The organism is Pseudomonas sp. Q1 (assembly GCF_009935975.1).
GTDB classification, from domain to species: domain Bacteria; phylum Pseudomonadota; class Gammaproteobacteria; order Pseudomonadales; family Pseudomonadaceae; genus Aquipseudomonas; species Aquipseudomonas palleroniana.
The window spans coordinates 49,810-73,961 of record NZ_QODI01000006.1; the positions used below are offsets into that span (position 1 = coordinate 49,810).

General features: G+C 61.2%; 21 protein-coding genes. 10 read left to right on the forward strand and 11 right to left on the reverse strand.

The genetic code is table 11. The features are described 5' to 3' along the window. From DK870_RS10985 to DK870_RS11005, 4 genes are all read left to right on the forward strand, one after another. Positions 1 to 1,713, forward strand: a complete 1,713-nt coding sequence (locus tag DK870_RS10985; RefSeq protein WP_161548636.1) for a putative 2-aminoethylphosphonate ABC transporter permease subunit — start codon at positions 1 to 3, stop codon at positions 1,711 to 1,713. Between the two features lie 21 nt (positions 1,714 to 1,734). Beyond that, positions 1,735 to 2,748, forward strand: coding sequence for a putative 2-aminoethylphosphonate ABC transporter substrate-binding protein (locus tag DK870_RS10990; RefSeq protein ID WP_161548637.1), 1,014 nt, complete (start codon positions 1,735 to 1,737; stop codon positions 2,746 to 2,748). A gap of 122 nt (positions 2,749 to 2,870) precedes the next feature. Next, the gene (locus DK870_RS11000; protein WP_161548639.1) at positions 2,871 to 4,001 is read left to right on the forward strand and encodes a TIGR03364 family FAD-dependent oxidoreductase; all 1,131 of its coding nucleotides are present in this window, start codon (positions 2,871 to 2,873) and stop codon (positions 3,999 to 4,001) included. Then, positions 3,998 to 4,552, forward strand: coding sequence for a phosphonate degradation HD-domain oxygenase (locus tag DK870_RS11005; protein WP_090368173.1), 555 nt, complete (start codon positions 3,998 to 4,000; stop codon positions 4,550 to 4,552). Before DK870_RS11000 ends, DK870_RS11005 begins: the two co-directional genes overlap by 4 nt. Here the strand turns inward: DK870_RS11005 and DK870_RS11010 are convergent. After that, positions 4,549 to 5,916 (reverse strand): DUF3482 domain-containing protein, encoded by a 1,368-nt coding sequence (locus tag DK870_RS11010; protein WP_090368175.1) that lies wholly within the window; start codon positions 5,914 to 5,916, stop codon positions 4,549 to 4,551. The two genes, DK870_RS11005 and DK870_RS11010, sit on opposite strands and share 4 nt — an antisense overlap. Continuing rightward, a complete protein-coding gene (locus tag DK870_RS11015) occupies positions 5,909 to 7,288 on the reverse strand; it encodes a DUF2868 domain-containing protein (RefSeq protein WP_161548640.1) in 1,380 nt (459 codons plus the stop codon). The genes DK870_RS11010 and DK870_RS11015 overlap by 8 nt, the downstream gene beginning before the upstream one ends. 69 nt (positions 7,289 to 7,357) lie before the next feature. On the opposite strand from DK870_RS11015, the gene DK870_RS11020 reads away from it, so the two are divergent. Continuing rightward, positions 7,358 to 7,870, forward strand: a complete 513-nt coding sequence (locus DK870_RS11020; RefSeq protein WP_161548641.1) for a dihydrofolate reductase — start codon at positions 7,358 to 7,360, stop codon at positions 7,868 to 7,870. Positions 7,871 to 7,963: 93 nt separating this feature from the next. On the opposite strand, the gene DK870_RS11025 is transcribed toward DK870_RS11020, so the two are convergent. Next, the gene (locus DK870_RS11025; RefSeq protein WP_161548642.1) at positions 7,964 to 9,355 is read right to left on the reverse strand and encodes an L-cystine transporter; all 1,392 of its coding nucleotides are present in this window, start codon (positions 9,353 to 9,355) and stop codon (positions 7,964 to 7,966) included. Between the two features lie 241 nt (positions 9,356 to 9,596). Between DK870_RS11025 and DK870_RS11030 the strand changes: the two genes are divergently transcribed. After that, on the forward strand, positions 9,597 to 10,655 hold the full coding sequence (locus DK870_RS11030; protein WP_090368182.1) for a phosphorylcholine phosphatase: 1,059 nt from the start codon (positions 9,597 to 9,599) through the stop codon (positions 10,653 to 10,655). An 84-nt stretch (positions 10,656 to 10,739) separates the two neighbouring features. Further along, a complete protein-coding gene (locus tag DK870_RS11035) occupies positions 10,740 to 11,918 on the forward strand; it encodes an SGNH/GDSL hydrolase family protein (protein ID WP_060753493.1) in 1,179 nt (392 codons plus the stop codon). 57 nt (positions 11,919 to 11,975) lie between these two features. Here the strand turns inward: DK870_RS11035 and ilvD are convergent, their stop codons facing one another. From ilvD to DK870_RS11050, 3 genes are all read right to left on the reverse strand, one after another. Further along, positions 11,976 to 13,817 carry a dihydroxy-acid dehydratase gene (ilvD, locus tag DK870_RS11040; RefSeq protein ID WP_060753492.1) on the reverse strand — a complete coding sequence of 614 codons (1,842 nt, stop codon included), beginning with the start codon at positions 13,815 to 13,817 and terminating at the stop codon, positions 11,976 to 11,978. A gap of 317 nt (positions 13,818 to 14,134) precedes the next feature. Further along, positions 14,135 to 15,295 carry an MFS transporter gene (locus DK870_RS11045; RefSeq protein WP_161548643.1) on the reverse strand — a complete coding sequence of 387 codons (1,161 nt, stop codon included), beginning with the start codon at positions 15,293 to 15,295 and terminating at the stop codon, positions 14,135 to 14,137. Between the two features lie 145 nt (positions 15,296 to 15,440). Then, positions 15,441 to 16,637 (reverse strand): class I SAM-dependent rRNA methyltransferase, encoded by a 1,197-nt coding sequence (locus tag DK870_RS11050; RefSeq protein ID WP_060753490.1) that lies wholly within the window; start codon positions 16,635 to 16,637, stop codon positions 15,441 to 15,443. Between the two features lie 279 nt (positions 16,638 to 16,916). On the opposite strand from DK870_RS11050, the gene DK870_RS11055 reads away from it, so the two are divergent. Both DK870_RS11055 and mutM read left to right on the forward strand, forming a co-directional pair. Further along, positions 16,917 to 17,729, forward strand: a complete 813-nt coding sequence (locus DK870_RS11055) for an HDOD domain-containing protein (RefSeq protein WP_178126866.1) — start codon at positions 16,917 to 16,919, stop codon at positions 17,727 to 17,729. Between the two features lie 21 nt (positions 17,730 to 17,750). Beyond that, complete coding sequence (mutM, locus tag DK870_RS11060; RefSeq protein ID WP_060753488.1) at positions 17,751 to 18,563, forward strand: bifunctional DNA-formamidopyrimidine glycosylase/DNA-(apurinic or apyrimidinic site) lyase; 813 nt, start codon at positions 17,751 to 17,753, stop codon at positions 18,561 to 18,563. A gap of 133 nt (positions 18,564 to 18,696) precedes the next feature. Here mutM and DK870_RS11065 read toward each other — a convergent pair whose 3' ends face one another. The 5 genes from DK870_RS11065 to DK870_RS11085 all read right to left on the reverse strand — a co-directional run bounded on the left by DK870_RS11065 (position 18,697) and on the right by DK870_RS11085 (position 23,319). Further along, positions 18,697 to 18,948 carry a YfhL family 4Fe-4S dicluster ferredoxin gene (locus DK870_RS11065; protein ID WP_003195146.1) on the reverse strand — a complete coding sequence of 84 codons (252 nt, stop codon included), beginning with the start codon at positions 18,946 to 18,948 and terminating at the stop codon, positions 18,697 to 18,699. A 121-nt stretch (positions 18,949 to 19,069) separates the two neighbouring features. Continuing rightward, positions 19,070 to 19,549, reverse strand: coding sequence for a pantetheine-phosphate adenylyltransferase (gene coaD / locus DK870_RS11070; protein WP_003176711.1), 480 nt, complete (start codon positions 19,547 to 19,549; stop codon positions 19,070 to 19,072). A gap of 103 nt (positions 19,550 to 19,652) precedes the next feature. Beyond that, complete coding sequence (locus DK870_RS11075; protein WP_161548644.1) at positions 19,653 to 21,248, reverse strand: GMC family oxidoreductase; 1,596 nt, start codon at positions 21,246 to 21,248, stop codon at positions 19,653 to 19,655. Between the two features lie 37 nt (positions 21,249 to 21,285). Further along, positions 21,286 to 21,831 (reverse strand): twin-arginine translocation pathway signal protein, encoded by a 546-nt coding sequence (locus DK870_RS11080; RefSeq protein WP_161548645.1) that lies wholly within the window; start codon positions 21,829 to 21,831, stop codon positions 21,286 to 21,288. A 60-nt stretch (positions 21,832 to 21,891) separates the two neighbouring features. After that, a complete protein-coding gene (locus DK870_RS11085; protein WP_161548646.1) occupies positions 21,892 to 23,319 on the reverse strand; it encodes a coniferyl aldehyde dehydrogenase in 1,428 nt (475 codons plus the stop codon). A 146-nt stretch (positions 23,320 to 23,465) separates the two neighbouring features. On the opposite strand from DK870_RS11085, the gene DK870_RS11090 reads away from it, so the two are divergent. Further along, positions 23,466 to 24,137 carry a TetR/AcrR family transcriptional regulator gene (locus DK870_RS11090; RefSeq protein ID WP_161548647.1) on the forward strand — a complete coding sequence of 224 codons (672 nt, stop codon included), beginning with the start codon at positions 23,466 to 23,468 and terminating at the stop codon, positions 24,135 to 24,137. The last annotated feature ends 15 nt before the right edge of the window (positions 24,138 to 24,152 follow it).

Here is a 24,152-nt window from a genome sequence, read left to right on the forward strand (position 1 = left end):
ATGGCTGCGGTGATGGCGCTGCCGATAGCCCGCCAGGTGTCCCGTACACAAATGGGCGATCGTATTTTTGTGCTCGGCGGCAAACTGCTGTGGCTGTTTTTGCTGGTTATCGCGGTGCTGCTGCCACTGCTGGCGATCTTCTGGCGAGGTTTCAGTAGCGAAGCCGGGCAGGGCGGCGGGTGGATCGCGGCGCGAGAGCTGGTAGCCAGCGACAATTTTCACTGGCTGCTGGGTAACAGCCTGAAAGTGTCAGTCAGTGTGGCTGCCATTGTCGTACCGCTGGCTTACCTGTTTGCCTACGGCCTGCAACGCACATTGATTCCCGGCAAGGCCGTTTGGCGCGGCCTGTCATTGCTGCCATTAATGGCCCCGTCGATGTTGCCGGGGATTGCGCTGGTGTACCTGTTCGGTAACCAGGGCCTGTTGCGCGGTTTGCTGTCTGAGAACATTTACGGCTTCTGGGGCATCGTGTTGGGTGAGGTGATCTACACCTTCCCACACGCCTTGATGATTCTGCTGTCAGCGCTGTCCCTGGCGGATGCGCGTTTGTTCGATGCCGCTTCCAGCATGGGTGCGAGCCCGGCCCGGGCGTTTCGCAGCATCACCTGGCCGGCCACGCGCCAGGCCGTATTTGCTGCGTCCTGCCTGGTGTTTACCCTGACCATTACCGACTTCGGGGTGCCCGTGGTGGTGGGAGGGGATTATCAGGTGCTGGCGCTGGAAGCCTACAAGGCGGTGGTCGGCCAGCAACAGTTTGGTCGTGGCGCATTGATCGGCATGGTGTTGCTGCTGCCGGCGCTGTTCAGTTTTGGCGTGGATGCCTGGTTGCGCCGGCGGCATGGCGACGCCATGAGCGGTCGCGCGCAGGTATTTCGACCCGCGCCATCGCGCGCAAGAGACGGCTGTTACCTGGCCATCGTAGTGCTGATCTGCACGGCATTGCTGCTGGTGTTCGGCATGGCGGTGTATTCCTCGCTGGTGAAGTTCTGGCCCTACAACCTGTCGTTGTCGCTCAACCACTACCAGTTCGAAGACACGGCGGGCGGTGGCTGGCTGGCCTATCGCAACAGCTTGACCATGGCCCTGTGCACGGCATTGCTCGGCAGTGTGCTGATCTTCACCGGTGCCTACCTGATGGAAAAAACCCAAAGCCAGAAAGGCCTGAACCTGGCCCTGCGCATGCTCAGCTTCGTACCGATGGCGGTGCCGGGCCTGGTGCTGGGCCTGGGCTACGTGTTCTTTTTCAACCTCAACGGCAACCCGTTGCATGTGTTCTACGGGAGCATGACGTTGCTGGTGGTGTGCACCATTGCCCACTATCTGACCACCGCACAAATGACCGCGACCACCGCCCTGCGCCAGTTGGATGCCGAGTTCGAAGCCGCCGCGCTGTCGCTCAAGGCGCCGCTGTACCGCCACTACCTGCGCGTCACGGTGCCGATCTGCCTGCCGGCGCTGCTGGACATCGTGCGCTACCTGTTTGTATCGGCGATGACCACCGTGTCCGCCGCGATTTTTCTCTACAGCCCCGACACTATCCTCGCCGCCGTCGCCGTGTTGAACATGGACGACGCCGGCAACGTGGGCGGTGCGGCGGCCATGTCGAGCCTGATCCTGTTCACTTCGGCCGGCGTTTCGCTGCTGCTGGCGTGGGCCTCACGTGGCGCGCTGCGTCGCTCCCAAGCCTGGCGCCAGTCCGCTCCCGGCCAATGACAACCCTGAAGGAGGTGCTCCATGTTCAAGCCCCTGGCGCTGGTCGCTGCGGTACTCACGGCATTCAGCCTGAATGCCTTCGCCAAGACCGAACTGACGGTGTACACGGCGCTCGAAGCCGAGCAGTTGAAGACCTACAAGCAGGCTTTCGAAAAGGCCAACCCTGACGTTGAGATCAAGTGGGTGCGCGACTCCACCGGCATCATCACGGCCAAGCTGCTGGCCGAGAAAGATCGCCCGCAAGCCGATGCAGTGTGGGGCCTGGCAGCTTCGAGCCTGGCGATCCTCGACCAGCAGGGCATGCTGGAGAACTACGCGCCCAAGGACCTGGGCAAGATCGGCAAAAATTACCGCGACCCCGCCAACCCACCGGCCTGGGTCGGCATGGACGTATGGGCGGCGACCCTCTGCTTCAACACCGTCGAGGCCGAGAAACAGGGCCTGACCAAGCCGGTGAGCTGGCAGGACCTGACCAAGCCTGAGTACAAGGGCAAGATCGTGATGCCCAACCCGGCGTCGTCCGGCACCGGCTTCCTCGATGTGAGCGCCTGGTTGCAGACCTTCGGTGAAAAGCAGGGTTGGCAGTACATGGACGAACTGCATCAGAACATCGGCCAGTACGTCCACTCCGGTTCCAAGCCGTGCAAGCTGGCCGCCTCGGGGGAGTTCCCGATTGGTATTTCGTTCGAGTACCCGGCGGTGCAGCTCAAGCGCCAGGGGGCGCCATTGGACATCATCCTGCCGAAAGAGGGTCTGGGTTGGGACATTGAAGCAACGGCCGTGATGAAGGGTACTGCTCACGCCGATGCGGCGAAAAAACTTGCCGACTTCTCCGCCAGCCCCGCCGCGATGGAGCTGTACAAGGACAATTTCGCTGTCCTCGCCCAGCCGGGCATCGCCAAGCCGCAGACCGAGCTGCCGGCCGACTACGAGCAGCGCCTGATCAAGAACGACTTTGCCTGGGCCTCGAAGAATCGCGACAGCATCCTCAGCGAATGGCGCAAGCGCTATGACGGCAAGTCCGAAAAACAATAACCGATCGTTCCCACGCTCTGCGTGGGAACGCCACCCTGGACGTTCCGCGTCCGTTCCCGAATTTGTGACGCAGAGCGTCACAGGATGCATTCCCACGCGGAGCGTGGGAACGAGAGGAATGCATGAGTAGTGATCTGTTGATTGTTGGCGCCGGCATCCTCGGCCTGTCCCACGCCTACGCCGCTGCCAGGCGCGGGCTCAAGGTCACGGTCTTCGAGCGTAGCGCCACACCGCTCGGCGCCTCGGTGCGCAACTTCGGCCAGGCGCTGGTCACCGGCCAGCCGCCAGGGCCGATGCTCGACCTGGCGCGGCAAAGCCGTGACATCTGGGGCCATTGGGCCCAAGTAGCGGGCCTGCAACTCAAGCGCAACGGCTCATACTTGTTCGCTCGCACCGAAGCCGAAGAGCATCTGCTCGAAGCCTTCTGTGCCGGCCGCGCGCGGGAACACGGCTACAACGTCGAGCTGCTGCAAGGCTCGGCGATGAAGGATCTGTACGGCGGCCAGTTCCGCCATCATCGCGCCGCGCTGCACGGCAAGGACGATCAGCAGTTATATTCCCGCGAAGCGATTCCGGCACTGATCGCCTATCTGGCCCAAACGCTCAAGGTCGAGTTTCACTTTTCCACCTTGGTACGCGACGTCGAACCGGGCCATGTGCACACCACGGCAGGCAGCTTTCGTGGCGAGCAGGTCATCGTGTGCTCCGGCCATGACTACCAGACGCTGCTGGCCGAGGCGATGGCCGAACTCAACCCGCAGATCTGCCGCTTGCAAATGCTGCGGGCGCGACCGGCGGTCAATCTGAACCTGCAACATGCGTTGCTCACCGGCCTCAGCTGTGTGCACTACGGCGCCTTCGCCGACTTGCCGCAAGCTGCATCGGTGCGGGCGCAGATCCTGCGTGAAGCGCCTCACCTGGCGGCACAGGGTATTCACTTGCTGATCAGCCCGACGCCCCATGGCGAACTGATCATCGGCGATTCCCACGACTACGGCCGCGATGCATCGCCGTTCAACGCCGAACAGGTCGATGACTGGATGATCGAACTGGCTGAGCAGACCTTGGGGTGCAAGATCCAGGTGGTGGAGCGCTGGCAAGGTGTCTACGGCTCACGCGGTCCCGGGCCGTTCTCATTCCTGCGCGTGGCGCCGGGGGTGAGCGCAGCGCTGATGCATACCGGCGTGGGCATGAGCGTGGGGCCGGCGCTGGCCGAACGCAATATCAGTGCGTTGTGGGGCGCGGCGTCATGACCGCGGAGCAGGTGATTGCCGACGTCTTCGGTTTATACGAAAGGCATGGCGCGGCGGATTACATCGGCGAACCGGTGTCGCAGATCGAGCACATGTCCCAGGCCGCGCAGTGGGCAATGGCTGAGGGTTTTGACGATGAAGTGGTGCTGGCGGCGTTTTTTCACGACATCGGGCATCTGTGCGGCCAGGGTGGTGAAAATATGGGCGGTTATGGTGTGGTCAGCCATGAGCGGCTGGGCGCGGATTATTTGCGCCGGGCCGGGTTCAGCGAACGCATGGCCAGGCTGGTGGAATATCACGTGCAAGCCAAGCGCTACCTGACCTTCAGCCAGCCCGACTATTACACCCGCCTGAGCGAAGCCAGCCGCCGTACCCTGGAGTACCAAGGGGGCGTGATGACGGCAGAAGAAGCGCGGGCTTTCGAGCAAGACCCGCTCTGCCAGGTCAGCCTGCGCCTGCGCTATTGGGACGAGCAGGCCAAGCAGATGCACGTGCCGGTGCTCGACCTCGAGGTGCTCAAGGGCAAGGCCCGGCAGGCATTGGCGACTTAGGTTTCGTCGAGGCGCAGAGCCAGCGCTTCAACTTGCTCCTGGCGCTCAGCCTGGCTGAGCTTGGCGTGGGGGTTGAGGGACGACCATTGCGGATGGGCGCGGGCTTTATGCAGTGCGTCCGGCAACTTGCCTTCGCGCCAGGTTTTGTCCTGCGGCGTATCGACCTTGATGCTGTGCATGGCCGCATGACCGCGCAGGTTGAGGGCTTTGAGCAACTGGCGCTGGCGCAGGGCGAGCAGGCGCAACACGCTGTCGTCCACAGTCAGTTCGCGCTGGCCTTTGATCTTGCCCAGCAGGCGGCTGCCATAACTGCGCGCGGTCTGCAGTGCGCCACCGGCAATCGCACCGGCCAGGGCGGCGGCGCCCAGGGTCAGGCCGCCGACCAGCAGGTCGACACCGGCACCGGCCGCCGCCCCCGCGGCGATCCCGCCCCCGACGCGCACGCCCAATTGCTTGAGCGTCTCCGGGTTGAACAGGTCGTCGCCCCAGCGGCCGTCCAGCAGTGGCAGGTCACTGGCGGCGGCATCCTGCGCGCGGAAGCCGAACTGCTTGAGCAGGGCTTCCACACATTTCTGTTCGCGCTGGCGCACGGCCTTGCGCAAATCGCTGATGGCTTGCTGCTCATCTTCGGTAACCACGCTGCGACGGCAAGCGGCGCAGTCGATCAACAGCTCGGCGATCAAGCGTGCGGCACTTTGCTGGCGGGCCTGGCGCTGGGCTTGCTGGTCGAGGATCAACCGTTCCAGTTGCGGCCGGGCGTTTTCCAGTAGCAGTGCCAGGCTTTCATACAAGCGCCGCTCGCCGTCTTCCGGTGGCGCTACGCTGTCGAAGCGCACCAGTGCATGCAGGCCCAGGCGGGCCAGGGCTTCGCGCCAGTCCGGCTCGCGGTGGTCGCTGCTGCTGACGAAGTTGAGCACCGGCAGCAACGGCTTGCCGCAACTGGCCAGCACTTGCAGCTCATCGCGATACTTGGCCAGCACCGGCTCGCGGGCATCGATCACATACAGGCCGGCGTCCGAGGCCAACAATTGGCGCAGCACCTTGGCTTCCTGTTCGAAACGTTGGCGCGCTTCGCTGCCGTCCAGGAAGCGCGCCAGGCGCGCCGGGCCATCGAGGCGTTCGCCGGGGCGATCCAGGCGCTCCAGGTAGTCGAGCAGGGCGATGGCATCTTCCAGGCCAGGTGTGTCGTACAGCTCCAGCAAGGCTTCGCCGTCCACCGACAACCGCGCACCTTCGACATGCCGTGTGGTGCTGGGGCGATGGGAGACTTCACCGAAGCCCACATCCCGGGTCAGCGTGCGCAGCAGTGAGGTCTTGCCGACATTGGTGTGGCCGACCACAGCGAGTTTCAGCGGTTTAGTCATGACCGGTCTCCAGCCAGTTCAGCGGTGCGCAGTCGGCGAAAGGCAGCTCCAGTTGTTGCAGTGCGGCGTGCCAGTCACCCAGGCGTTCGGCATCCAGGGCTTGGCCGGGAGGCGCTTGCAGCAGCCAGACGCGGGTGGCGGCGGCGCTGCGCGCAAGTTCTGCGATCAATGCCAGGCTGCCACGGTCGGGTGAGCGGCGTGGGTCGCAGGCGATGGCCAGGCGTGCCGGCGGGAAGCGGCTGAGTTGTTCCAGGAGCTTGTTGCGCGACTCGCGGCTGTCGAGGATCCCGGCGTTTTTGACGCCGGCCGGCAATTTGGGGGGCCAGGGATGCTGATCGTCCAGCTCGATGGCTACCAGCAAGGCGCCGTCGCTTTCCAGTTCGCTGACGCCGCCGGTGACGGCGTGCAGTTGCTCCGGTGCGGCATCGTTGACGCCGAGGCGTTCGCTGCTCGGCATCAGGCGTTCGCGCAATTGGCTGTAGCCGGGCAGGTTGAGGTCCAGGCGCAGGGCAGCGCGCCCGCGTTTCCAGCGCCACAGGCACAGCAGGGCAAGGATCAGCCTGGGCAGTATGCCGTACACCAGCAACACCCCGACCAGCCACGCGGCCCAGGCCTGGCGGGCGCTTTCGATATTCAATGCGGAGTCGCCGCTGGCACGGATCATCTCGACCGTCGGCACATTGAAGCCCAGCCACCCGGGCAGGGCGCCTAGGGCCTGGGTCACGGCGACGAAGGTGTCGGCGCCGAGGATGGTGGTTTCCCACACGAAACCATAGCGTCGGGTAGCGAGCAGCGTCAGCAAAATCACCATGGCACTGAGCAGCGCCAACAGCCAAAGGCTGTTGACCAGCACGCCCACAGCCCAGCGATTGAGTTTCTGCCGTTGCAGCAAGAGCAACAGCGCAGGCGCCAACTGTGCGGCCTTGGCGTCGCGGGCGAGCTTTTCGCTGAGCCACAGCCATAGGCGTCCCAGGCTGGCGCCGTGCTCACCGGCAAACAGCAGGCCCAAGGCCCAGCTGACCAGCAGGATCAGGTTCAAGCCGAGCAGGCTGCCCAAGGCCCAGAACACGTTGACCGGGGCCAGCCCGTTGCCCAGCGCGGCAAAGGCCAGGCCGGCGCCGCTGACGAGTGCGACGATCGCCAGCAACACCAATGCCAGGCGTGCGCCTTGCAGCCAGCGGGTGAGGGCGGCGCTCAGGCCATCGCGTTCGGCCAGGTGCAGGGCGCGCTGTTGAATGCGCGTCGGCAGGTCGCCACCGGCCGTGCGGGCCAGGCGGTTGGCTTCCAGGTCTTCCAGGGGGCCGGCGTGTTCTTCACGCAGGCGCACGGTTTCCGTCAACCAGAGTGTGTGCAGTGGGTTCAGTGCTGTCACGCGCCATCCTGTTGTGTCAGTGAGCCTGGAGCATAACCCCTGGCTCGTGGCTCTGGTATTCTCGTCGCCATGAAAAAAACTCTCCCTTTAAGCCTGATCGCAGCCCTCGGTGAAAACCGTGTGATCGGCGTCGACAACAGCATGCCCTGGCATTTGCCGGGGGATTTCAAATATTTCAAGGCCACCACGCTTGGCAAGCCGATCATCATGGGGCGCAAGACCTGGGACTCCCTGGGCCGACCGTTGCCGGGGCGCTTGAACATTGTGGTCAGCCGTCAGACCGATCTTGAGCTTGAAGGTGCGCAAGTTTTTCCATCACTGGACGCGGCGGTCGAGCGCGCCGAGGCGTGGGCGCTGGAGCAAGGCGCGGATGAGCTGATGCTGATCGGCGGCGCGCAGCTGTATGCGCAGGGGCTGGAACAGGCGGACCGCTTGTACCTGACGCGCGTGGCGCTGAGCCCGGAAGGGGATGCGTGGTTTCCGGAGTTTGATTTGAACCAGTGGAAGCTGGTTTCGAATGTCGAGAACCCGGCCGACGGTGATAAGCCGGCGTACACCTTCGAAGTCTGGGAAAAAGCTTAAAGCATCGGGAGCAAGCCCCTCCCACATTTGAACGCGTTGCAACATGAGAATGCGCTCAAGTGTGGGAGGGGGCTTGCTCCCGATAGCGGTCTATCAGGACTGCGCTAACTCGGCATGCTCATCGGCATTCAGCAGCGCTTTATCCGTCTGCCCCATGATCTGGCTGGTAATCGCACCCGCCGTCATCGACCCGTTCACGTTCAACGCCGTGCGGCCCATGTCGATCAGCGGCTCCACGGAAATCAGCAGCGCCACCAGTGACACCGGCAAGCCCATGGCCGGCAGCACGATCAGCGCGGCAAAGGTTGCACCGCCGCCTACACCGGCAACGCCAGCCGAACTCAAGGTCACAATCGCCACCAGGGTTGCGATCCATAGCGGGTCCAGCGGGTTGATGCCCACGGTCGGGGCAACCATCACCGCCAGCATGGCGGGATAAAGCCCTGCGCAACCGTTCTGGCCGATGGTTGCGCCGAACGACGCCGCAAACCCCGCGATGGATTGCGGGATGCCCAACCGACGGGTTTGCGCCTCAATGCTCAACGGAATCGCCGCCGCGCTGGAGCGGCTGGTAAAGGCAAACGTCAGCACCGGCCACACCTTGCGGAAAAAGCGCAACGGGTTGATCCCGGCCAGCGACAGCAGCAGGCCATGCACCACGAACATCAGGCCCAGGGCCAGGTACGAGACCACCACGAAACTGCCGAGCTTGATGATGTCTTGCAGGTTGGAGCCGGCGACCACTTTGGTCATCAGCGCCAATACACCGTAAGGGGTCAGTTTCATCACCAGGCGCACCAGGCGCATCACCCAGGCTTGCAGGGTGTCGATGGCGTTGAGCACTTTCTGGCCTTTTTCCACGTCGTCCTTGAGCAGCTGCAGCGCGGCAACCCCGAGGAAGGCGGCGAAAATCACTACGCTGATGATCGACGTCGGCTTGGCTCGGGCCAGGTCGGCAAACGGGTTGGCCGGCACGAACGACAGCAGCAACTGCGGGATATTCAGGTCAGCGACCTTGCCGGCGTAATCGCTCTGGATCACTTGCAGGCGGGCCATTTCCTGGGTACCGGCTACCAGGCCTTCGGCGGTGAGGCCGAACAGATTGGTCAGGCCGATGCCGATCAGCGCCGCAATGGCGGTGGTGAACAGCAGCGTGCCGATGGTCAGGAAACTGATCTTGCCCAGGGAAGAGGCGTTATGCAGGCGCGCCACGGCACTCAGGATCGAAGCGAATACCAGCGGGATCACGATCATTTGCAGCAGTTGCACGTAACCGTTGCCGACCAGGTCGAACCAGCCGATGGACGCCTTGAGGACTGGATTGCCGTCACCGTAGATCGTGTGCAGGACCGTACCGAACACCACGCCCAGGGCGAGGGCGAACAGGACCTTTTTGGCGAGGCTCCATTGGGTCCGACGGGTTTGTGCCAGGCCCAGCAACAGGGCCACGAACACCAGTAAGTTGAGAATCAGGGGCAGATTCATTAAAGCTCCGTTGAGAAGGCAGCCAATCGCACGAGCCTGCGATTGCGAACCGGGAAGCCTAACAGCTTGAAATATATTGATTTAATACCGATATGGAATGGTATCTGTCGTTTTTGGAATAAGCGTCTGACGCTCAGGCACATGCCTTTGGCGTGATCACGATGTAAGCGGTCGTGCTCGGGCGATAACTGTCATACAGATTTGTTAGCGTCGATGTCTTTGACCCAGGGAGAAAACGCTTATGAAGCTCGCGCCTACATTACTTGCCGCCGCCTTCTGCCTCGGCCTCGCCAGCCAGGCATCTGCCGCCACCGAGTTGAAGCATTGGCCGGCGCCTGCCGCCGAGCAACTGAACAAGATGATCGCCGCGAATGCCAACAAAGGTAATTTCGCGGTATTCGACATGGATAACACCAGCTACCGCTACGACCTCGAAGAGTCCCTGTTGCCCTACCTTGAAAACAAGGGCCTGATCACCCGCGACACCATGGACCCTTCCCTCAAGCTGATCCCGTTCAAAGATACCGCCGACCACAAGGAAAGCCTGTTCAGCTACTACTATCGCCTCTGCGAAGTCGACGACATGGTTTGCTACCCGTGGGTGGCGCAGATCTTTGCCGGCTTCACCCTCAAAGAACTCAAGGGCTACGTGGATGAGCTGATGGCCTCCGGCAAGCCCGTGCCGGTCACTTATTACGAAGGTGATGTGGTGAAGACCTCCGAGGTCCAGCCGCCGAAGGTGTTCACCGGCCAGGCCGAGCTGTACAACAAGCTGATGGAGAACGGCATCGAGGTGTACGTGATGACGGCGGCCTCGGAGGAACTGGTACGCATGGTCGCTGCCGATCCGAAGTACGGCTACAACGTCAAGCCTGAGAATGTCATCGGCGTGAGCACCCTGCTCAAGGATCGCAAGACCGGCGAGCTGACCACCGCACGCAAGCAGATCACGGCCGGCAAATATGATGAGAAGGCCAACCTCGGCCTGGAACTCACCCCCTACCTGTGGACCCCGGCGACCTGGATGGCCGGCAAACACGCCGCGATCCTCACCTACATCGACGAATGGAAAAAACCGGTGATCGTCGGGGGGGATACCCCAACCAGCGATGGCTACATGCTGTTTCACGATGTGGACGTGGCCAAGGGCGGCATCCACTTATGGGTCAACCGTAAGGACAAGTACATGACCCAGCTCAACGGCATGATGGCCAAGCACGCGGCGGCGCAGGCCAAGGAAGGGTTGCCGGTGACGGCGGACAAGAACTGGGTGATCGTCAAGCCGGACGAGATTCAGTAACAGGCCTAACTCGGACACGTGTGCAATCCCCTGTGTTTCTGGCCGGCGGCTATAGTCAGCAACTAGACGCCTGGGGGTTGCAGCATGTTTACATCTCAATGCCGATCAATCGTGTTGTTTACCGTATTGAGCGGCTGCATTTCTCTTTGCGAGATTCCAGCTTCTGCATCGCAACAGCAGGAGGCCACGGCCGTTAACCTTGCGAAACTGGCCGCCAAGCTCGACGCTGCGCATAGGGCATCAGTCAATATCTTGCAGTTGGGCGATTCCCATACGGCCGCAGATTGGTTGTCCGGCGAGCTGCGTCATCTGTTTCAGATGCAATATGGTGAAGGTGGCATTGGTTTTATTGCAGCGACGCCTATTCCTGGCACTCGTTACGATCAAGTCGTGCTCTCCACTGATACTGATCAATGGCGCCTGGTTTCCAGTCGTAATCAGTTCAGCGATGAATTCCCGTTGGGTGGCTATCTGTCGCTACCCAGGGTGGTCAACGCGCAGGTAAAAATTGATGTCCGTGAGCCGCGTGAGTCGCGTTACTGTGTTTCTGCGCTGTACCGGTCCGACTTCGACAGCAATTTGATAGCCGATGACGGCGCTCATCGCTCTCAAGTGCCATTGCCGTCGACCTCCGGTCAGTGGCGCTTCAGTTCGACGCTCAAGGATCTGAACCTACCGTTGAACCTGACGATAACGGCTAATCGAGGAGTCGCACTGGGCGGCTGGAATATTGAGTCACAGCAACCTACTGGCGTGACTTACTCCGCGTTGGGGGTTAATGGCGCGACCCTGAAAATAGTCGATGCCTGGCAAGCCGGATGGCCGCAGACCTTGCAGGCATTGCATCCAGACCTGCTGGTGTTGGCGTATGGTGGCAACGAAGCTTTCGATGACAATCTGGACTTGGCACTGTATCAAGCCGACCTGAGGGAAAAGCTGACGCTGTTGCAGCGCACGCTTCCCGATACCCTGATCTTGTTGATCGGCCCGGCTGATTCGATAAAACAGCGTTCCGGTTTGACCTGTAAAGAGCGCCAGCCGAAAAACCTGTCGCAAGTCATTGAGATTCAAAAGCAGGTGGCTTTACAGTCGGGAGCTCTATTCTGGGACTGGCGAGCCTATATGGGGGGTGCTTGCTCAATAGAAGCCTGGCGGTCCGATGATTTGGCCCAAAACGATTTGATTCATCTTAATGAGCAAGGTTACCGAAAGAGTGCCGGCGAACTTTATCGTTACCTGCAAACTCGACTGGCCGATAAATAAACCAAGAATGAAAGAAGCCCCGCACGTCCGTGCAGGGCTTCATACATTGGTTAAACCTTACAGTCCATCCAACATCGCTTTGTTACGCACCGCACCTTTGTCGGCACTGGTGGCCAATAGGGCGTAAGCCTTCAGCGCGGTGGTGACTTTGCGCGGACGCTTTTCCACCGGCTTCCAGCCTTTCTTGTCCTGCTCGACCCGGCGCGCAGCCAGTTCTTCATCGCTGATCAACAGGTTGATCGAGCGGTTCGGAATGTCGATCAGGACTTTGTCGCCGTCCTGCACCAGGCCAATCGCGCCGCCTGCAGCGGCTTCCGGGGAGGCGTGGCCGATGGACAGGCCCGAGGTGCCGCCGGAGAAGCGGCCGTCGGTCAGCAGGGCGCAGGCTTTGCCCAGGCCTTTGGATTTCAGGTAGGACGTCGGGTAGAGCATCTCCTGCATACCCGGGCCGCCTTTCGGGCCCTCGTAGCGGATGATCACGATATCGCCTGCTTTTACTTCGTCGGCGAGGATGCCGCGTACGGCGCTGTCCTGGCTTTCGAAGATCTTGGCGTTGCCTTCGAACACGTGGATGGACTCATCCACACCGGCAGTTTTCACCACGCAGCCGTCCAGGGCGATGTTGCCGTACAGCACGGCCAGGCCGCCTTCCTTGGAGTAGGCGTGCTCGACGCTGCGGATACAGCCGTTTTCCCGGTCGTCGTCCAGCGTTTCCCAGCGGGTCGACTGGCTGAATGCGGTCTGGGTCGGAATGCCCGCCGGGCCGGCCTTGAAGAAGTGATGCACCGCTTCGTCACGGGTCTGGGTGATATCCCACTTGGCGATCGCTTCTTCCATGCTACGGCTGTGTACGGTCGGCAGGTCGGTATGCAGCAGGCCACCACGGGCCAGCGAGCCGAGAATCGAGAAGATCCCGCCGGCACGGTGCACGTCTTCCATGTGGTACTTCTGAATGTTCGGCGCGACCTTGCACAGTTGCGGCACGTGGCGGGACAACCGGTCGATGTCGCGCAGGTCGAAATCGATCTCGGCTTCCTGGGCAGCAGCCAGCAAGTGCAGGATGGTATTGGTCGACCCGCCCATGGCGATGTCGAGGGTCATGGCGTTTTCGAACGCCTTGAAGTTGGCGATGTTGCGCGGCAGCACCGACTCATCGTTCTCGGCGTAGTAGCGCTTGCACAGCTCGACGATGGTGCGGCCGGCCTGCAGGAACAGTTGCTCGCGGTCGCTGTGGGTGGCCAGCGTGGAACCGTTGCCCGGCAAGGCCAGGCCCAGGGCTTCCACCAGGCAGTTCATCGAGTTGGCGGTAAACATGCCGGAGCACGAACCGCAGGTCGGGCAAGCACTGCGCTCGTATTCCGCGACCTTCTCGTCAGAAGCGCTGGAATCGGCGGCGATGACCATGGCGTCGACCAGGTCGAGGCCGTGGGAGGCGAGTTTGGTCTTGCCGGCTTCCATCGGGCCACCGGACACGAAGATCACCGGGATATTCAGGCGCAGGGACGCCATCAGCATGCCGGGGGTGATCTTGTCGCAGTTGGAGATGCACACGATGGCGTCGGCGCAATGGGCGTTGACCATGTACTCCACGGAGTCGGCAATGATCTCGCGGCTCGGCAGGGAATACAGCATGCCGTCATGGCCCATGGCGATGCCGTCATCCACGGCGATGGTGTTGAACTCTTTGGCTACACCGCCGGCGCGTTCGATCTCGCGGGCGACCAACTGGCCCAGGTCCTTGAGATGGACGTGGCCCGGTACGAACTGGGTGAACGAGTTGGCAATCGCGATGATTGGCTTCTTGAAGTCGTCATCCTTCATCCCCGTGGCACGCCACAGTGCGCGTGCACCGGCCATGTTGCGGCCGTGGGTGGATGTTTTCGAGCGGTAATCTGGCATGGAGCACTCCGGGCGGCTAATCAGGTACTAAAGGGAAGTGAGCCTCTATTGACGTCAGGAACACCCGAAAAATGGCCGTGGTGTCCGGAAGTTGCCTCAAACGCTACGGGATCGCCGCGCGCAGTGGCCTTGAGCTCATAAACCCGCCGGGGGATGACTGGCGATGAATAGGGCCGATTCTACACCGCTGGCGGCTGGAGGGAATGGCCGTCTATGGCGAGGCAGCTTGCTCCCGCTCAGTGGCGAAGCAGGCGCCGGCCCTTTTGGGAGAGCTTCGCACCTCAACGCAAGCAAGCTTGCTCGCCACAATATGGGTTTTACTTTCCCACCCTGGCGTTCGTCAGCCAACCCCAGAGGCTGAAAACCATGAAGCTCACGCCGATGGTCATCAATAAATGTGTCCCGGTTTGCGCAAGCACGGCGCTGCTGACGGCTGCCGTCAGGAACATGATGCTGTTGCCTGCTGATGCTGCCGTACCGGCGCTGCTTGAAAACAGCAGCATGCCCGCCGAGATCGCGGCGGGGCGCACCAGTGTGACGGCCAGGGCACTGATCAGCATCGGGATCAGCAAGGTCACGGGGGTGATGGCTTGAAGGCTGATGATCAATGTCAGCAGCACGCCAGCGACGAGTAGCAGGCCGAGGCCGATGTTGATCTGCCGGGACAGCGAGATGCGTTTTTGCAGGTGCGAGGCCGCAACGCCGCCGAGAAGATAGGCTATGCCGTACACCATCAGCACCAGCGCGTATTGGTATTCGGAGAGTTTCAGCGCATCCATAAAAATCAGCGGCGTCACACTGATCAGCGCGAAGTAGCAGGCGAACACCAGCGCGGCGATCCACCAGTAACGCAGGAAGTCGCGATTGCGAGCGACGGCTTTGAGTGTACCGAGGACAGAAACTGGGTCGCGGTGCTGCCTGGCGGACTTGGAGGGCAGGATGCAGAACGCATGGATCAACATCCCCAAAGCCATCAACGCAAAGCCGTAGAAGCTGCCTTGCCAATTGAAGTTGGTTTGCAGCCAGGATCCGATCAGCGGTGACAGAGCGACAAAAGAACCGCTCAGGGTCATGTAGTAGAGGCGTATGCGGGCGCGATCCTGCTCCTCGAACAGGTCTTCCACCAGTGCATGGCCCAGTACAAAGAAACCGCAACCCACTGCCTGGACACTTCGAAACAGCAGAAAGGCCAGATAATCCGGTGCCAGTGCGCAACCTATCGCACCCAGGATTGACAGCGTAATGCAGCCGAGCAGGACTTCCTTGCGTCCCCATTTGTCCGAAAGCGGGCCGGCGACCAATTGGGAGATGGAAAAGACCAGGGTGAACAGGCTGATGGACAGTGCGATATCTGCGCTGGGCGTATCGAACCGGGCAGACAGGGCGGGAAATGAGGGCAGCAGGATATTGATGGGAAAGAAGCTGATCAGTGAAATGCAGGTGATCAGGATAAAGCGGGAGAGGGTAGGTCCAGGCATTGTTTTTGTTTTCCGGAGTGAAACCAGAAACCGATACTAGTCTGGGAAAAGTGGAACTCAATCAAAATCGAATCAGACTGCTCCTTTAAGAATGTGGCCTATTCCTGTAGGAGCAAGCTCGCTCCTACAGGTGGCCTGGTGTTACTTAGCTATTCGGCAACAACCGGCAAGTAATGCTCTTGATATACCGCGTCTCGGCAATCGCCGGGTGCACCGGGTGGTCCGGGCCCTGGCCGCCGCGTTCGAGCATCTGGATATTGCGGTCCAGATGGCGGGCGCTGGTCAGCAGGATGTTTTGCAGGTCGTCTTCCGGCAGGTGCATGGAGCACGAGGCGCTGACCAGGATGCCGTCCTTGCTGAGCAGGCGCATGGCTTGTTCGTTGAGGCGACGGTAGGCACCTTCGCCGTTTTTCATGTCTTTTTTGCGTTTGATGAAGGCCGGTGGGTCGGCGACGATCACGTCGAAGCGTTCTTCGCTGGCTTTCAGTTCTTTCAGGGCTTCAAAGACGTCGCCTTCGATGCAGGTCATTTTCTCGGCGAAGCCGTTCAGCGCGGCGTTGCGCTCTACGCCATCAAGGGCGAAGGCGGAGGCGTCGACGCAGAATACTTCACTGGCGCCGAAGGCGGCAGCTTGCACGCCCCAGCCGCCGATGTAGCTGTACAGGTCGAGTACGCGCTTGCCTTTGGCATACGGGGCCAGGCGCGCGCGGTTCATGCGGTGGTCGTAGAACCAGCCGGTCTTCTGGCCCTGGATCACCGGGGCTTCGAATTTCACGCCGTTTTCTTCCAGCGCCACCCACTCCGGCACCAGGCCGAACACGGTTTCGACGTAGCGGTTGAGGCCCTCGGCGTCACGTGCGGCGGAGTCGTTCTTGAACAGGATGCCGCTTGGCTTGAGCACTTGGGTCAGCGCAGCGATCACGTCGTCTTTGTGGGCTTCCATGGTCGCCGAAGCGATCTGCACCACCAGGATGTCGCCGAAACGATCGACCACCAGGCCCGGCAGCAGGTCGGAGTCACCGTAGACCAGGCGGTAGAACGGCTTGTCGAACAGGCGCTCACGCAGGGACAGGGCGACGTTCAGGCGGTGTACCAGCAGCGACTTGTCCAGCGGCAACTTGATGTCGCGCGACAGCAGGCGGGCGCAGATCAGGTTGTTCGGGCTCATGGCCACGATGCCGAGGGTCTTGCCGCCGGCCGCTTCCAGGATGGCCTGGTCGCCTGCCTGGAAGCCGTGAAGTGGGGTGGCGGCCACGTCGATTTCGTTGCTGTAGACCCACAGGTGGCCGTTGCGCAAACGACGATCGGCGTTGGCTTTGAGACGCAGGCTTGGCAGGGACATGACGTCGCTCCGGAAAAAAGAGCGGGAGTATACCTGTTGCGGCGTGGTTCATGTGGCAGTGGGTTTGCCCGCGATGCAGGCGGCGCGGTGTATCTGACGTACGGCGCTGATGCAGTCGGCAACCAGCCCTCTCGCCCATTTGACCGGGTTTTTGTTCAGGTTTTTGAGGTGTCGGTCAGGTTCCTATAGAGGTTAGAATCCCCGTCTAGTCCAGAGTGTGTACTTATGTCCCAAGAGCTTTCCGCCGAACAGATCCAACAGGCCCTGCAAGGCATCAGTGTGCCGCCTCAACCGCAAATCATGGTGGATTTGCAGATGGAGCAGTACATGCCCGACCCAGACCTGGAGGTGATTGCACGGCTGATCTCCCAGGACCCGGGCCTGTCCGGCGCGTTGTTGAAAATCGTCAACTCGCCGTATTACGGCCTGAGCAACAAGATCGCCTCGATCCAGCGCGCCGTGAACCTGCTGGGCAGCCGCTCGATCATCAACCTGATCAACGCGCAGTCGATCAGGGGCGAGATGAGCGACGACACCATCGTCACCCTCAACCGCTTCTGGGACACTGCCCAGGATGTGGCCATGACCTGCCTGACCCTGGCCAAGCGCACCGGCTCGCAAGCGGTCGACGAGGCCTATGCCCTGGGCCTGTTCCACGATTGCGGCGTGCCGTTGATGCTCAAGCGCTTTCCCAACTACATGACGGTGCTCGAGGAAGCCTACGCCAACACCAACCCCGACTGCCGTGTGGTCGACACCGAAAACAATGCGTTCAACACCAACCATGCCGTGGTCGGCTATTACACCGCCAAATCCTGGCGCCTGCCGGAACACGTGACCGACGCGATTGCCAACCATCACAACGCCCTGGCGATTTTCAGCGATGAGTCGTCGCGCAATTCGCAGCTGAAAAACCTGCTGGCAATCCTGAAAATGGCCGAGCACATTTGTTCGTCGCACCGCGTGCTGGGCAACCAGGCGGTGGACCACGAGTGGGACGCCATCGGCCATCTGGTGCTGGACTACGTGGGCCTGTCGGACTACGACTTCGAAAGCATGAAATTGTCGATCCGCGAACTGGGCGCCCACTAAACCTGTCTTCAAGAGGTACACATGCCCGAGTTACCAGAGGTCGAAACCACGAGACGCGGAATTGCCCCGCACCTGGAAGGCCAGCGCGTCAGCCGTGTGGTGGTGCGTGAGCGACGCCTGCGCTGGCCGATCCCGGAGGACTTGGACGTGCGCCTGTCCGGGCAACGCATCGTGCTGGTGGAGCGGCGGGCCAAATACCTGCTGATCAACGCTGAAGTGGGCACCCTGATCAGCCACCTGGGCATGTCGGGTAATTTGCGCCTGGTGGAAGCCGGCCTGCCGGCGGCCAAGCATGAGCATGTGGACATTGAACTCGAATCCGGCCTGGCGCTGCGCTACACCGACCCGCGGCGCTTCGGCGCGATGCTGTGGAGCCAGGACCCACACAATCACGAACTGCTGATCCGCCTCGGCCCGGAGCCTTTGACCGAGCTGTTCGATGGCGAGCGCCTGTTCCAACTGTCCCGTGGCCGTTCGATGGCGGTGAAGCCATTCATCATGGACAACGCGGTGGTGGTGGGCGTGGGCAATATCTACGCGACGGAAGCGCTGTTTGCGGCGGGCATCGACCCGCGTCGAGAGGCCGGCGGCATTTCACGAGCGCGGTACTTGAAGCTGGCGATCGAGATCAAGCGCGTGCTGGCGGCCGCCATCGAGCGGGGCGGTACCACGCTGCGGGACTTTATCGGTGGTGACGGACAGCCGGGGTATTTCCAGCAGGAACTGTTCGTCTACGGCCGGGGAGGCGAGGCGTGCAAGGTCTGCGGGAGCGAGTTGCGCAATGTGGTGCTGGGGCAGCGGGCGAGTGTGTTTTGCCCCAAGTGCCAGCGCTGATTGCGGTGTGAGGGCGGATATCGCCATCGGGAGCAAGCCCCCTCCCACACTCGACCGCATTCTCATGGTGGAACCTGGTCAACTGTGGGAGGGGGCTTGCTCCCGATGAGGCCCGAATGGGCGCCGATAAACTTCAGGCCTTACCGGTAATCTTCCGGTACTTCTCCATCAACTGCTCTTCGGTCTCGGGATGCGCTTCGTCCAGTGGAATGCAGTCTACCGGGCACACTTGCTGGCATTGAGGCTCGTCGTAGTGGCCGACGCACTGGGTGCACAGGTTCGGGTCGATCACGTAGATCTCTTCGCCCTGGGAAATGGCAGCGTTCGGGCACTCAGGTTCGCAGACGTCGCAATTGATGCAATCGTCGGTGATGATCAGGGACATGGAAACTCCTGCCAGGGCGGTCAGCCAAGGCATCTGAAAACTAATGCGCGCAATTGTGCCGCATTGGCGCCCGCAGTGCGAGCCTGTGGCGAGGGAGCAAGCTCCCTCGCCACAGTCATTCTTACTTCTTGAAGCGTAACGTCAGCGCATCGGCGACGGCCGGGTGCACGAACTTGGTGATATCGCCGCCCAACGCCGCGATCTCACGGACCAGCGTCGAGGAAATGAACGAATAACGTTCCGACGGCGTGAGGAACAGGCTTTCCACGTCTGGCGCCAATTGGCGGTTCATGTTGGCCAGCTGGAATTCGTATTCGAAGTCCGACACCGCACGCAGGCCACGCAGGAATACATTGGCGTTCTGCTCTTTGGCGAAATGGGCCAGCAGTGTGGAGAAACCCACTACTTCCACGTTGGGCAGGTGCTTGGTGACCTCACGCGCCAGTTCCACGCGCTGTTCCAGGGGAAACAGCGGGTTTTTCTTGGGGCTGGCCGCGACTGCGATGATCACATGGTCGAACAGGCGAGAGGCGCGTTCGACCAGATCGCCATGGCCTTTGGTAATCGGGTCGAAGGTACCTGGGTACAACACTCGGTTCATCGCGTCGTCCTGGCGGAGTCCGTTGGGGAACCGGATGGTATCGCAGCCATCCCGGTCGGCCAAGTCGACTTATGTAGATAGATACCGTGAATACCCGGTTTTTTCATGCTGTTTTCAGACGTTCGACCAATGCCGTCGCCAGTTGCGCCGTCAAGCCATACACCGACAATTGCGGGTTGGCACCAATGCTGGTGGGAAATAGCGAGCCGTCGTGGATCGACAGGTTACGCAGTTGGTGATGGCGACCGAGGCTATCGGCCACTGCGATTTTCGGATCTTCACCCATGGCGCAACCGCCCATCACATGGGCGCTGCCCAGCGTGGTTCGGTGCAGTTCCAGGTTCAGGCCGTCAATCAGTTCGCGTGCTTGGGCCAGGGTGTTCACATGACGCGCATCGTGATGCAGTGGCTTGACCGACTTTGCGCCGGCGGCGAACTGGATCTCGGCCATGCTGTGAAAGGCCCGGCGCAGGCCGTCCCAGGCATAAGGTGAGACTTGATAGTCGAGCACGGGCGTACCGTCCCCGCGCAAGTCCACGGTGCCGCCTTGGCTGTCGGGGTGAAAACCGTCGCGCATCAACGCCAGCATGGCGTGGGTGTGGGGCAACTGGCCCATCTCCAGCGCGTTTTGCGTGCCGTGGCCACCGAACAAGGTACTGGCCAGGCCCGGGTGCAAGGGCGGCGCCTCGAGCTTGTAGGACATTTTGCCGGTGGTGCCGTCCTGCCATTGGAAGTGGTCGGAATAGATCGACTGTGGCGCACCGTAGAATGGGTTGATCACCTCGTCGAACAGCCCGGCGGAAAAATTCACCAGATGCAGGAACGTGCGCTTGCCCAGGCGCGAGTGCGGATCCGGCGCGTCCGAGCGCATCAGCAGTGCCGGGCTATTGATGCCGCCGCCGGACAGCACGTAATGCTTGGCCTTGACCGTGATCTTGCGGCCGGTGGGTGCCACGCAGCGCTCGTCCATGGCCACGCACTCCAGGCTGCTGATGGTGTCGCCGCTGTATTTGAGGCGTTCGGCACGGGCCAGGTAGAGCAGCTCACCGCCTTTTTCCAGGGTGGCCGGAATGGTGGTCACCAGCATTGACTGCTTCGCGTTGACCGGGCAACCCATGCCGCAATAACCCAGGTTGAAGCAGCCGCGCACGTTGCGTGGGATCACGTGCCAGCTGTAGCCGAGCTGTTCGCAGCCCTTGCGGATCACATCGTTGTTGGCGTTGGGTGGAATGGCCCAGGGTGCGATGCCCAGGCGTTGTTCCATTTTCTCGAACCACGGCGCCATCTCGGCGCTGCTGTGGCCTTTGACCGCGTATTCACTGGCCCAGTGGGTCAGCGTGGGGTCGGGTGTGCGGAAGCTGGAGGTCCAGTTGATCAGCGTGGTACCGCCCACGGCCCGCCCCTGCAGGATCGTGATCGCGCCGTCCTTGCTCATGCGGCCGATGCCTTCCTGGTACAGGCTGGCGTAGGCCTCGTCCTCCAACAGCTTGAAGTCGCTGCTGGTCTTGAGCGGGCCTTCTTCGATCAGCAGCACCTTGTAGCCCGCCGCGCTGAGGATTTCAGCCGTGGTGCCGCCGCCGGCACCGCTGCCAATGATCGCCACGTCGGCTTCCAGGGTCAGGTCGTTGTCGAGGGCGGCGCCATTGTGGGTTTTCCAGCCGCGGGCCAGGCCGTCGCGGAACAGATCGGGTACGGGCATCAGGGTCGTCTCTTGTTTTTATGAGGGAAGATACGCATCAGATCTTCGGCGGGCCGGGGTAGCCGCAGTGGGCCCAGGATTCTGGCCGGAAGTACCAGGCCATGATCACCAGCTTGAGCAACGAGCCCTGGCCCATGCGCAGCAGGTTCAGGTAGCTGTTTTCCCAGCGGTGCAGGAAATTGCGGATTTGCTCCGCGCTGGCGTTTTCCCAACTGCCCCAGATCCCGGTCAACGGACCACGAGTGATGCCCATGGCCAATACATCGAACAGTTGCTGGGTGAGCTTGAACATTTCCGGCGACAGGTGTTGCAGGCTGTAGTCGAGTTTTTTCAGGGTGTCTTCAACCCCGTCGACCACCACCTGGGCGCTGGCGGCGCCTTCGAGCAGCACCGGGATCACTGCACGCAGGAAGGGCAGATCACTACTGCGCAGCATGGCAAAGCCGCTGGCCGGGGTGCTGCTGGAGCAGCCACTGAGACTGGCGCCCAACCCGGCAGTGGCCAGGAAGGCGCTGGCGCACAGGCCGATTTTCAAGACGCCGCGCCGTGACAGCGCGGGTGATTCAGTCAGGCTGGGGTTCATTGTTTTTATGGTCCCGAAGGTGGAGAGTCCCGAAGGTGGAGAGTGCCGAAGGTAGAGATATCAGCGGATAAACAGCTTCTGGATTAACTTCTGGATCGATTTTCCGTAAGGCGGGTAGATCAACTTTGCGGCGTTCAGGCGCTGCTTCACCAATACGCCTTTGGCCTTGCTGAACGTCAGGAAGCCTTCATGCCCATGGTAGTGGCCCATGCCTGAGGGGCCGATGCCACCAAACGGCATATCGTCCTGAGCCACATGCAGCAGAGTGTCGTTCAGGCATACGCCACCGGAATGGGTTTCGTGAAGCACACGGTTCTGTTCGCCCTTGTTGTAGCCAAAGTAGTAAAGGGCCAGTGGGCGAGGGCGTTGGTTGATGTAGGCAAAGGCTTGGTCGAGGCCGCGATAAGGCACGATAGGCAGCAAAGGCCCGAAGATTTCATCCTGCATCACGATCATGTCATCACTGACGTCAAGCAGCAGGCTGTGGGCCATGCGTCGTGCCTGGCCCTGGTCATACAGCGCAATCAGGGTGGCGCCTTTGTCGGTCGCGTCCTTGACGTAGCTATTGAGCCGGGCCAATTGCCGTTCGTTGATGACGGCGGTGTAGTCCGGGTTGTCAGCCAGGGTCGGATAAAACCCGCGAACGGCCTGGGTGTAGGCTTCGACGAAATCCTCGATACGATCTTCCGGCACCAACACGTAATCCGGTGCCACGCAGGTCTGCCCGGCGTTCAAGGCTTTACCGAAGGCGATGCGTTCGGCGGCATCCTTGAGCGGCACATCGGCGGAAACGATGGCAGGCGATTTGCCGCCCAGTTCCAGGGTGACCGGCGTGAGGTGTTCGGCGGCAGCACGCATTACATGCTTGCCGATGCTGGTGGCGCCGGTAAACAGCAGGTGATCGAAGGGCAGCCTGGAAAACGCCATGCCCACTTCGGCCTCGCCCAGCACCACGCACACCAGATCCTCGGGGAAGATTTTCGCCAAGAGGGCTTTGAGCAGCTCGCCAGTGGCAGGGGTGGACTCGCTGAGCTTGAGCATCACCCGGTTCCCCGCCGCCAAAGCCCCGACCAGCGGGCCTATAGCCAGATACAACGGGTAATTCCAGGGCACGATCACCCCAACCACACCCAGCGGTTGGTAGATGACTTTGGCTGAAGCCGGTTGGAAGGCGATACCTACGGCGCGGCGGGAGGGTTTCATCCAGCCCTTGAGGTGTTTGCTGGCATAGTGAATGCCATGCAGGCTGGGCATCAATTCGGCGAAGAGGGTTTCGTCGGCGCTGCGGTTGCTGAAGTCCTGGCTGATCGCGTTGATCAACGCCTGGCGTTCGTCACTGAGCAGGTCGCGCAATGCCTTGAGCCATTGCTGGCGCTGCTCGGCCGGCGGCATCGGGTTGGCCGCGTAGGCACGCCGTTGTGCGTCGAACAGGGGCTGGAGTTGATCCGGCCCCTGGGAATCTTGCAGATAGGCAACGTTGGCAGGCATGGCGCAGTTCCCGACTATTATTGGAAGGCACCATTTATTAGAGTCATTACTCTAAATTGTCAAATAACATTGCAGCAACATGCGGATTTATCCTGGCAAGGATAGGCCGTAAGATGCCTCATCACGTGTATAGAAGCTGATCCCCTATGGCACCACGAGTAAAGACCAGCGAGCGCATTGTGCAAACCAGCCTGGAGCTTTTTAACCAGCAGGGCGAGCGTAGCGTCAGCACCAACCACATTGCCGCCCATATGGAAATTTCCCCGGGCAACCTGTACTACCACTTCCCCAACAAGCAGGCGATCATCGCCGTACTGTTTCGTGAATATGAAGCCTTGGTGGACAGTTTCCTGCGCCCGCCCCAAGGCCGCGCCGTCACCGTCGAAGACAAACGCTTCTATCTGCAGGCCGTGCTGGCCGGCATGTGGCGCTATCGTTTCCTGCACCGTGACCTTGAACATTTGCTGGAAAGCGACCCGGAACTGGCCACCGGCTACCGGCGTTTCTCCCAACGTTGCCTGACCCAGGGCGGTGCCATCTACCAAGGGTTCGTCGATGCCGGCATCCTCAATATGGATAAGATGCAAACCGAAGCCCTGACCCTCAATGCCTGGATCATCCTGACCTCCTGGGTGCGTTTCCTGTGCACCACCAATGAAAACTCCGCCCACTTGAGCGCTGAAGCGATCAAACGCGGGGTGTATCAGGTGCTGGTGCTGGAGGCGGGGTTTGTCACGCCTCAGGCGAAGGAAGCGGTGGATGCGCTGTTCAAAGAGTTTTACGTGCCGTTGAATCAGGCACTGGAAGAAGTGAAGTAGGACCTTTCCCTAATC

Bases quoted from the DNA above. Each gene is read 5' to 3' on its own strand.
- DK870_RS11085 (WP_161548646.1), bottom strand. From the start codon at position 23,319: ATGCCTGCCAACGTTGCCTATCTGCAAGATTCCCAGGGGCCGGATCAA.
- DK870_RS11075 (WP_161548644.1), bottom strand. From the start codon at position 21,248: ATGCCCGTACCCGATCTGTTCCGCGACGGCCTGGCCCGCGGCTGGAAA.
- DK870_RS11010 (WP_090368175.1), bottom strand. From the start codon at position 5,916: ATGACTAAACCGCTGAAACTCGCTGTGGTCGGCCACACCAATGTCGGC.
- DK870_RS11030 (WP_090368182.1), top strand. From the start codon at position 9,597: ATGAAGCTCGCGCCTACATTACTTGCCGCCGCCTTCTGCCTCGGCCTC.
- ilvD (WP_060753492.1), bottom strand. From the start codon at position 13,817: ATGCCAGATTACCGCTCGAAAACATCCACCCACGGCCGCAACATGGCC.
- DK870_RS11065 (WP_003195146.1), bottom strand. From the start codon at position 18,948: ATGTCCCTGATCATCACCGACGATTGCATCAATTGCGACGTCTGCGAA.
- DK870_RS11080 (WP_161548645.1), bottom strand. From the start codon at position 21,831: ATGAACCCCAGCCTGACTGAATCACCCGCGCTGTCACGGCGCGGCGTC.
- DK870_RS10985 (WP_161548636.1), top strand. From the start codon at position 1: ATGGCTGCGGTGATGGCGCTGCCGATAGCCCGCCAGGTGTCCCGTACA.
- DK870_RS10990 (WP_161548637.1), top strand. From the start codon at position 1,735: ATGTTCAAGCCCCTGGCGCTGGTCGCTGCGGTACTCACGGCATTCAGC.
- DK870_RS11025 (WP_161548642.1), bottom strand. From the start codon at position 9,355: ATGAATCTGCCCCTGATTCTCAACTTACTGGTGTTCGTGGCCCTGTTG.
- DK870_RS11035 (WP_060753493.1), top strand. From the start codon at position 10,740: ATGTTTACATCTCAATGCCGATCAATCGTGTTGTTTACCGTATTGAGC.
- mutM (WP_060753488.1), top strand. From the start codon at position 17,751: ATGCCCGAGTTACCAGAGGTCGAAACCACGAGACGCGGAATTGCCCCG.
- DK870_RS11020 (WP_161548641.1), top strand. From the start codon at position 7,358: ATGAAAAAAACTCTCCCTTTAAGCCTGATCGCAGCCCTCGGTGAAAAC.
- DK870_RS11045 (WP_161548643.1), bottom strand. From the start codon at position 15,295: ATGCCTGGACCTACCCTCTCCCGCTTTATCCTGATCACCTGCATTTCA.
- DK870_RS11090 (WP_161548647.1), top strand. From the start codon at position 23,466: ATGGCACCACGAGTAAAGACCAGCGAGCGCATTGTGCAAACCAGCCTG.
- DK870_RS11000 (WP_161548639.1), top strand. From the start codon at position 2,871: ATGAGTAGTGATCTGTTGATTGTTGGCGCCGGCATCCTCGGCCTGTCC.
- DK870_RS11050 (WP_060753490.1), bottom strand. From the start codon at position 16,637: ATGTCCCTGCCAAGCCTGCGTCTCAAAGCCAACGCCGATCGTCGTTTG.
- coaD (WP_003176711.1), bottom strand. From the start codon at position 19,549: ATGAACCGAGTGTTGTACCCAGGTACCTTCGACCCGATTACCAAAGGC.
- DK870_RS11005 (WP_090368173.1), top strand. From the start codon at position 3,998: ATGACCGCGGAGCAGGTGATTGCCGACGTCTTCGGTTTATACGAAAGG.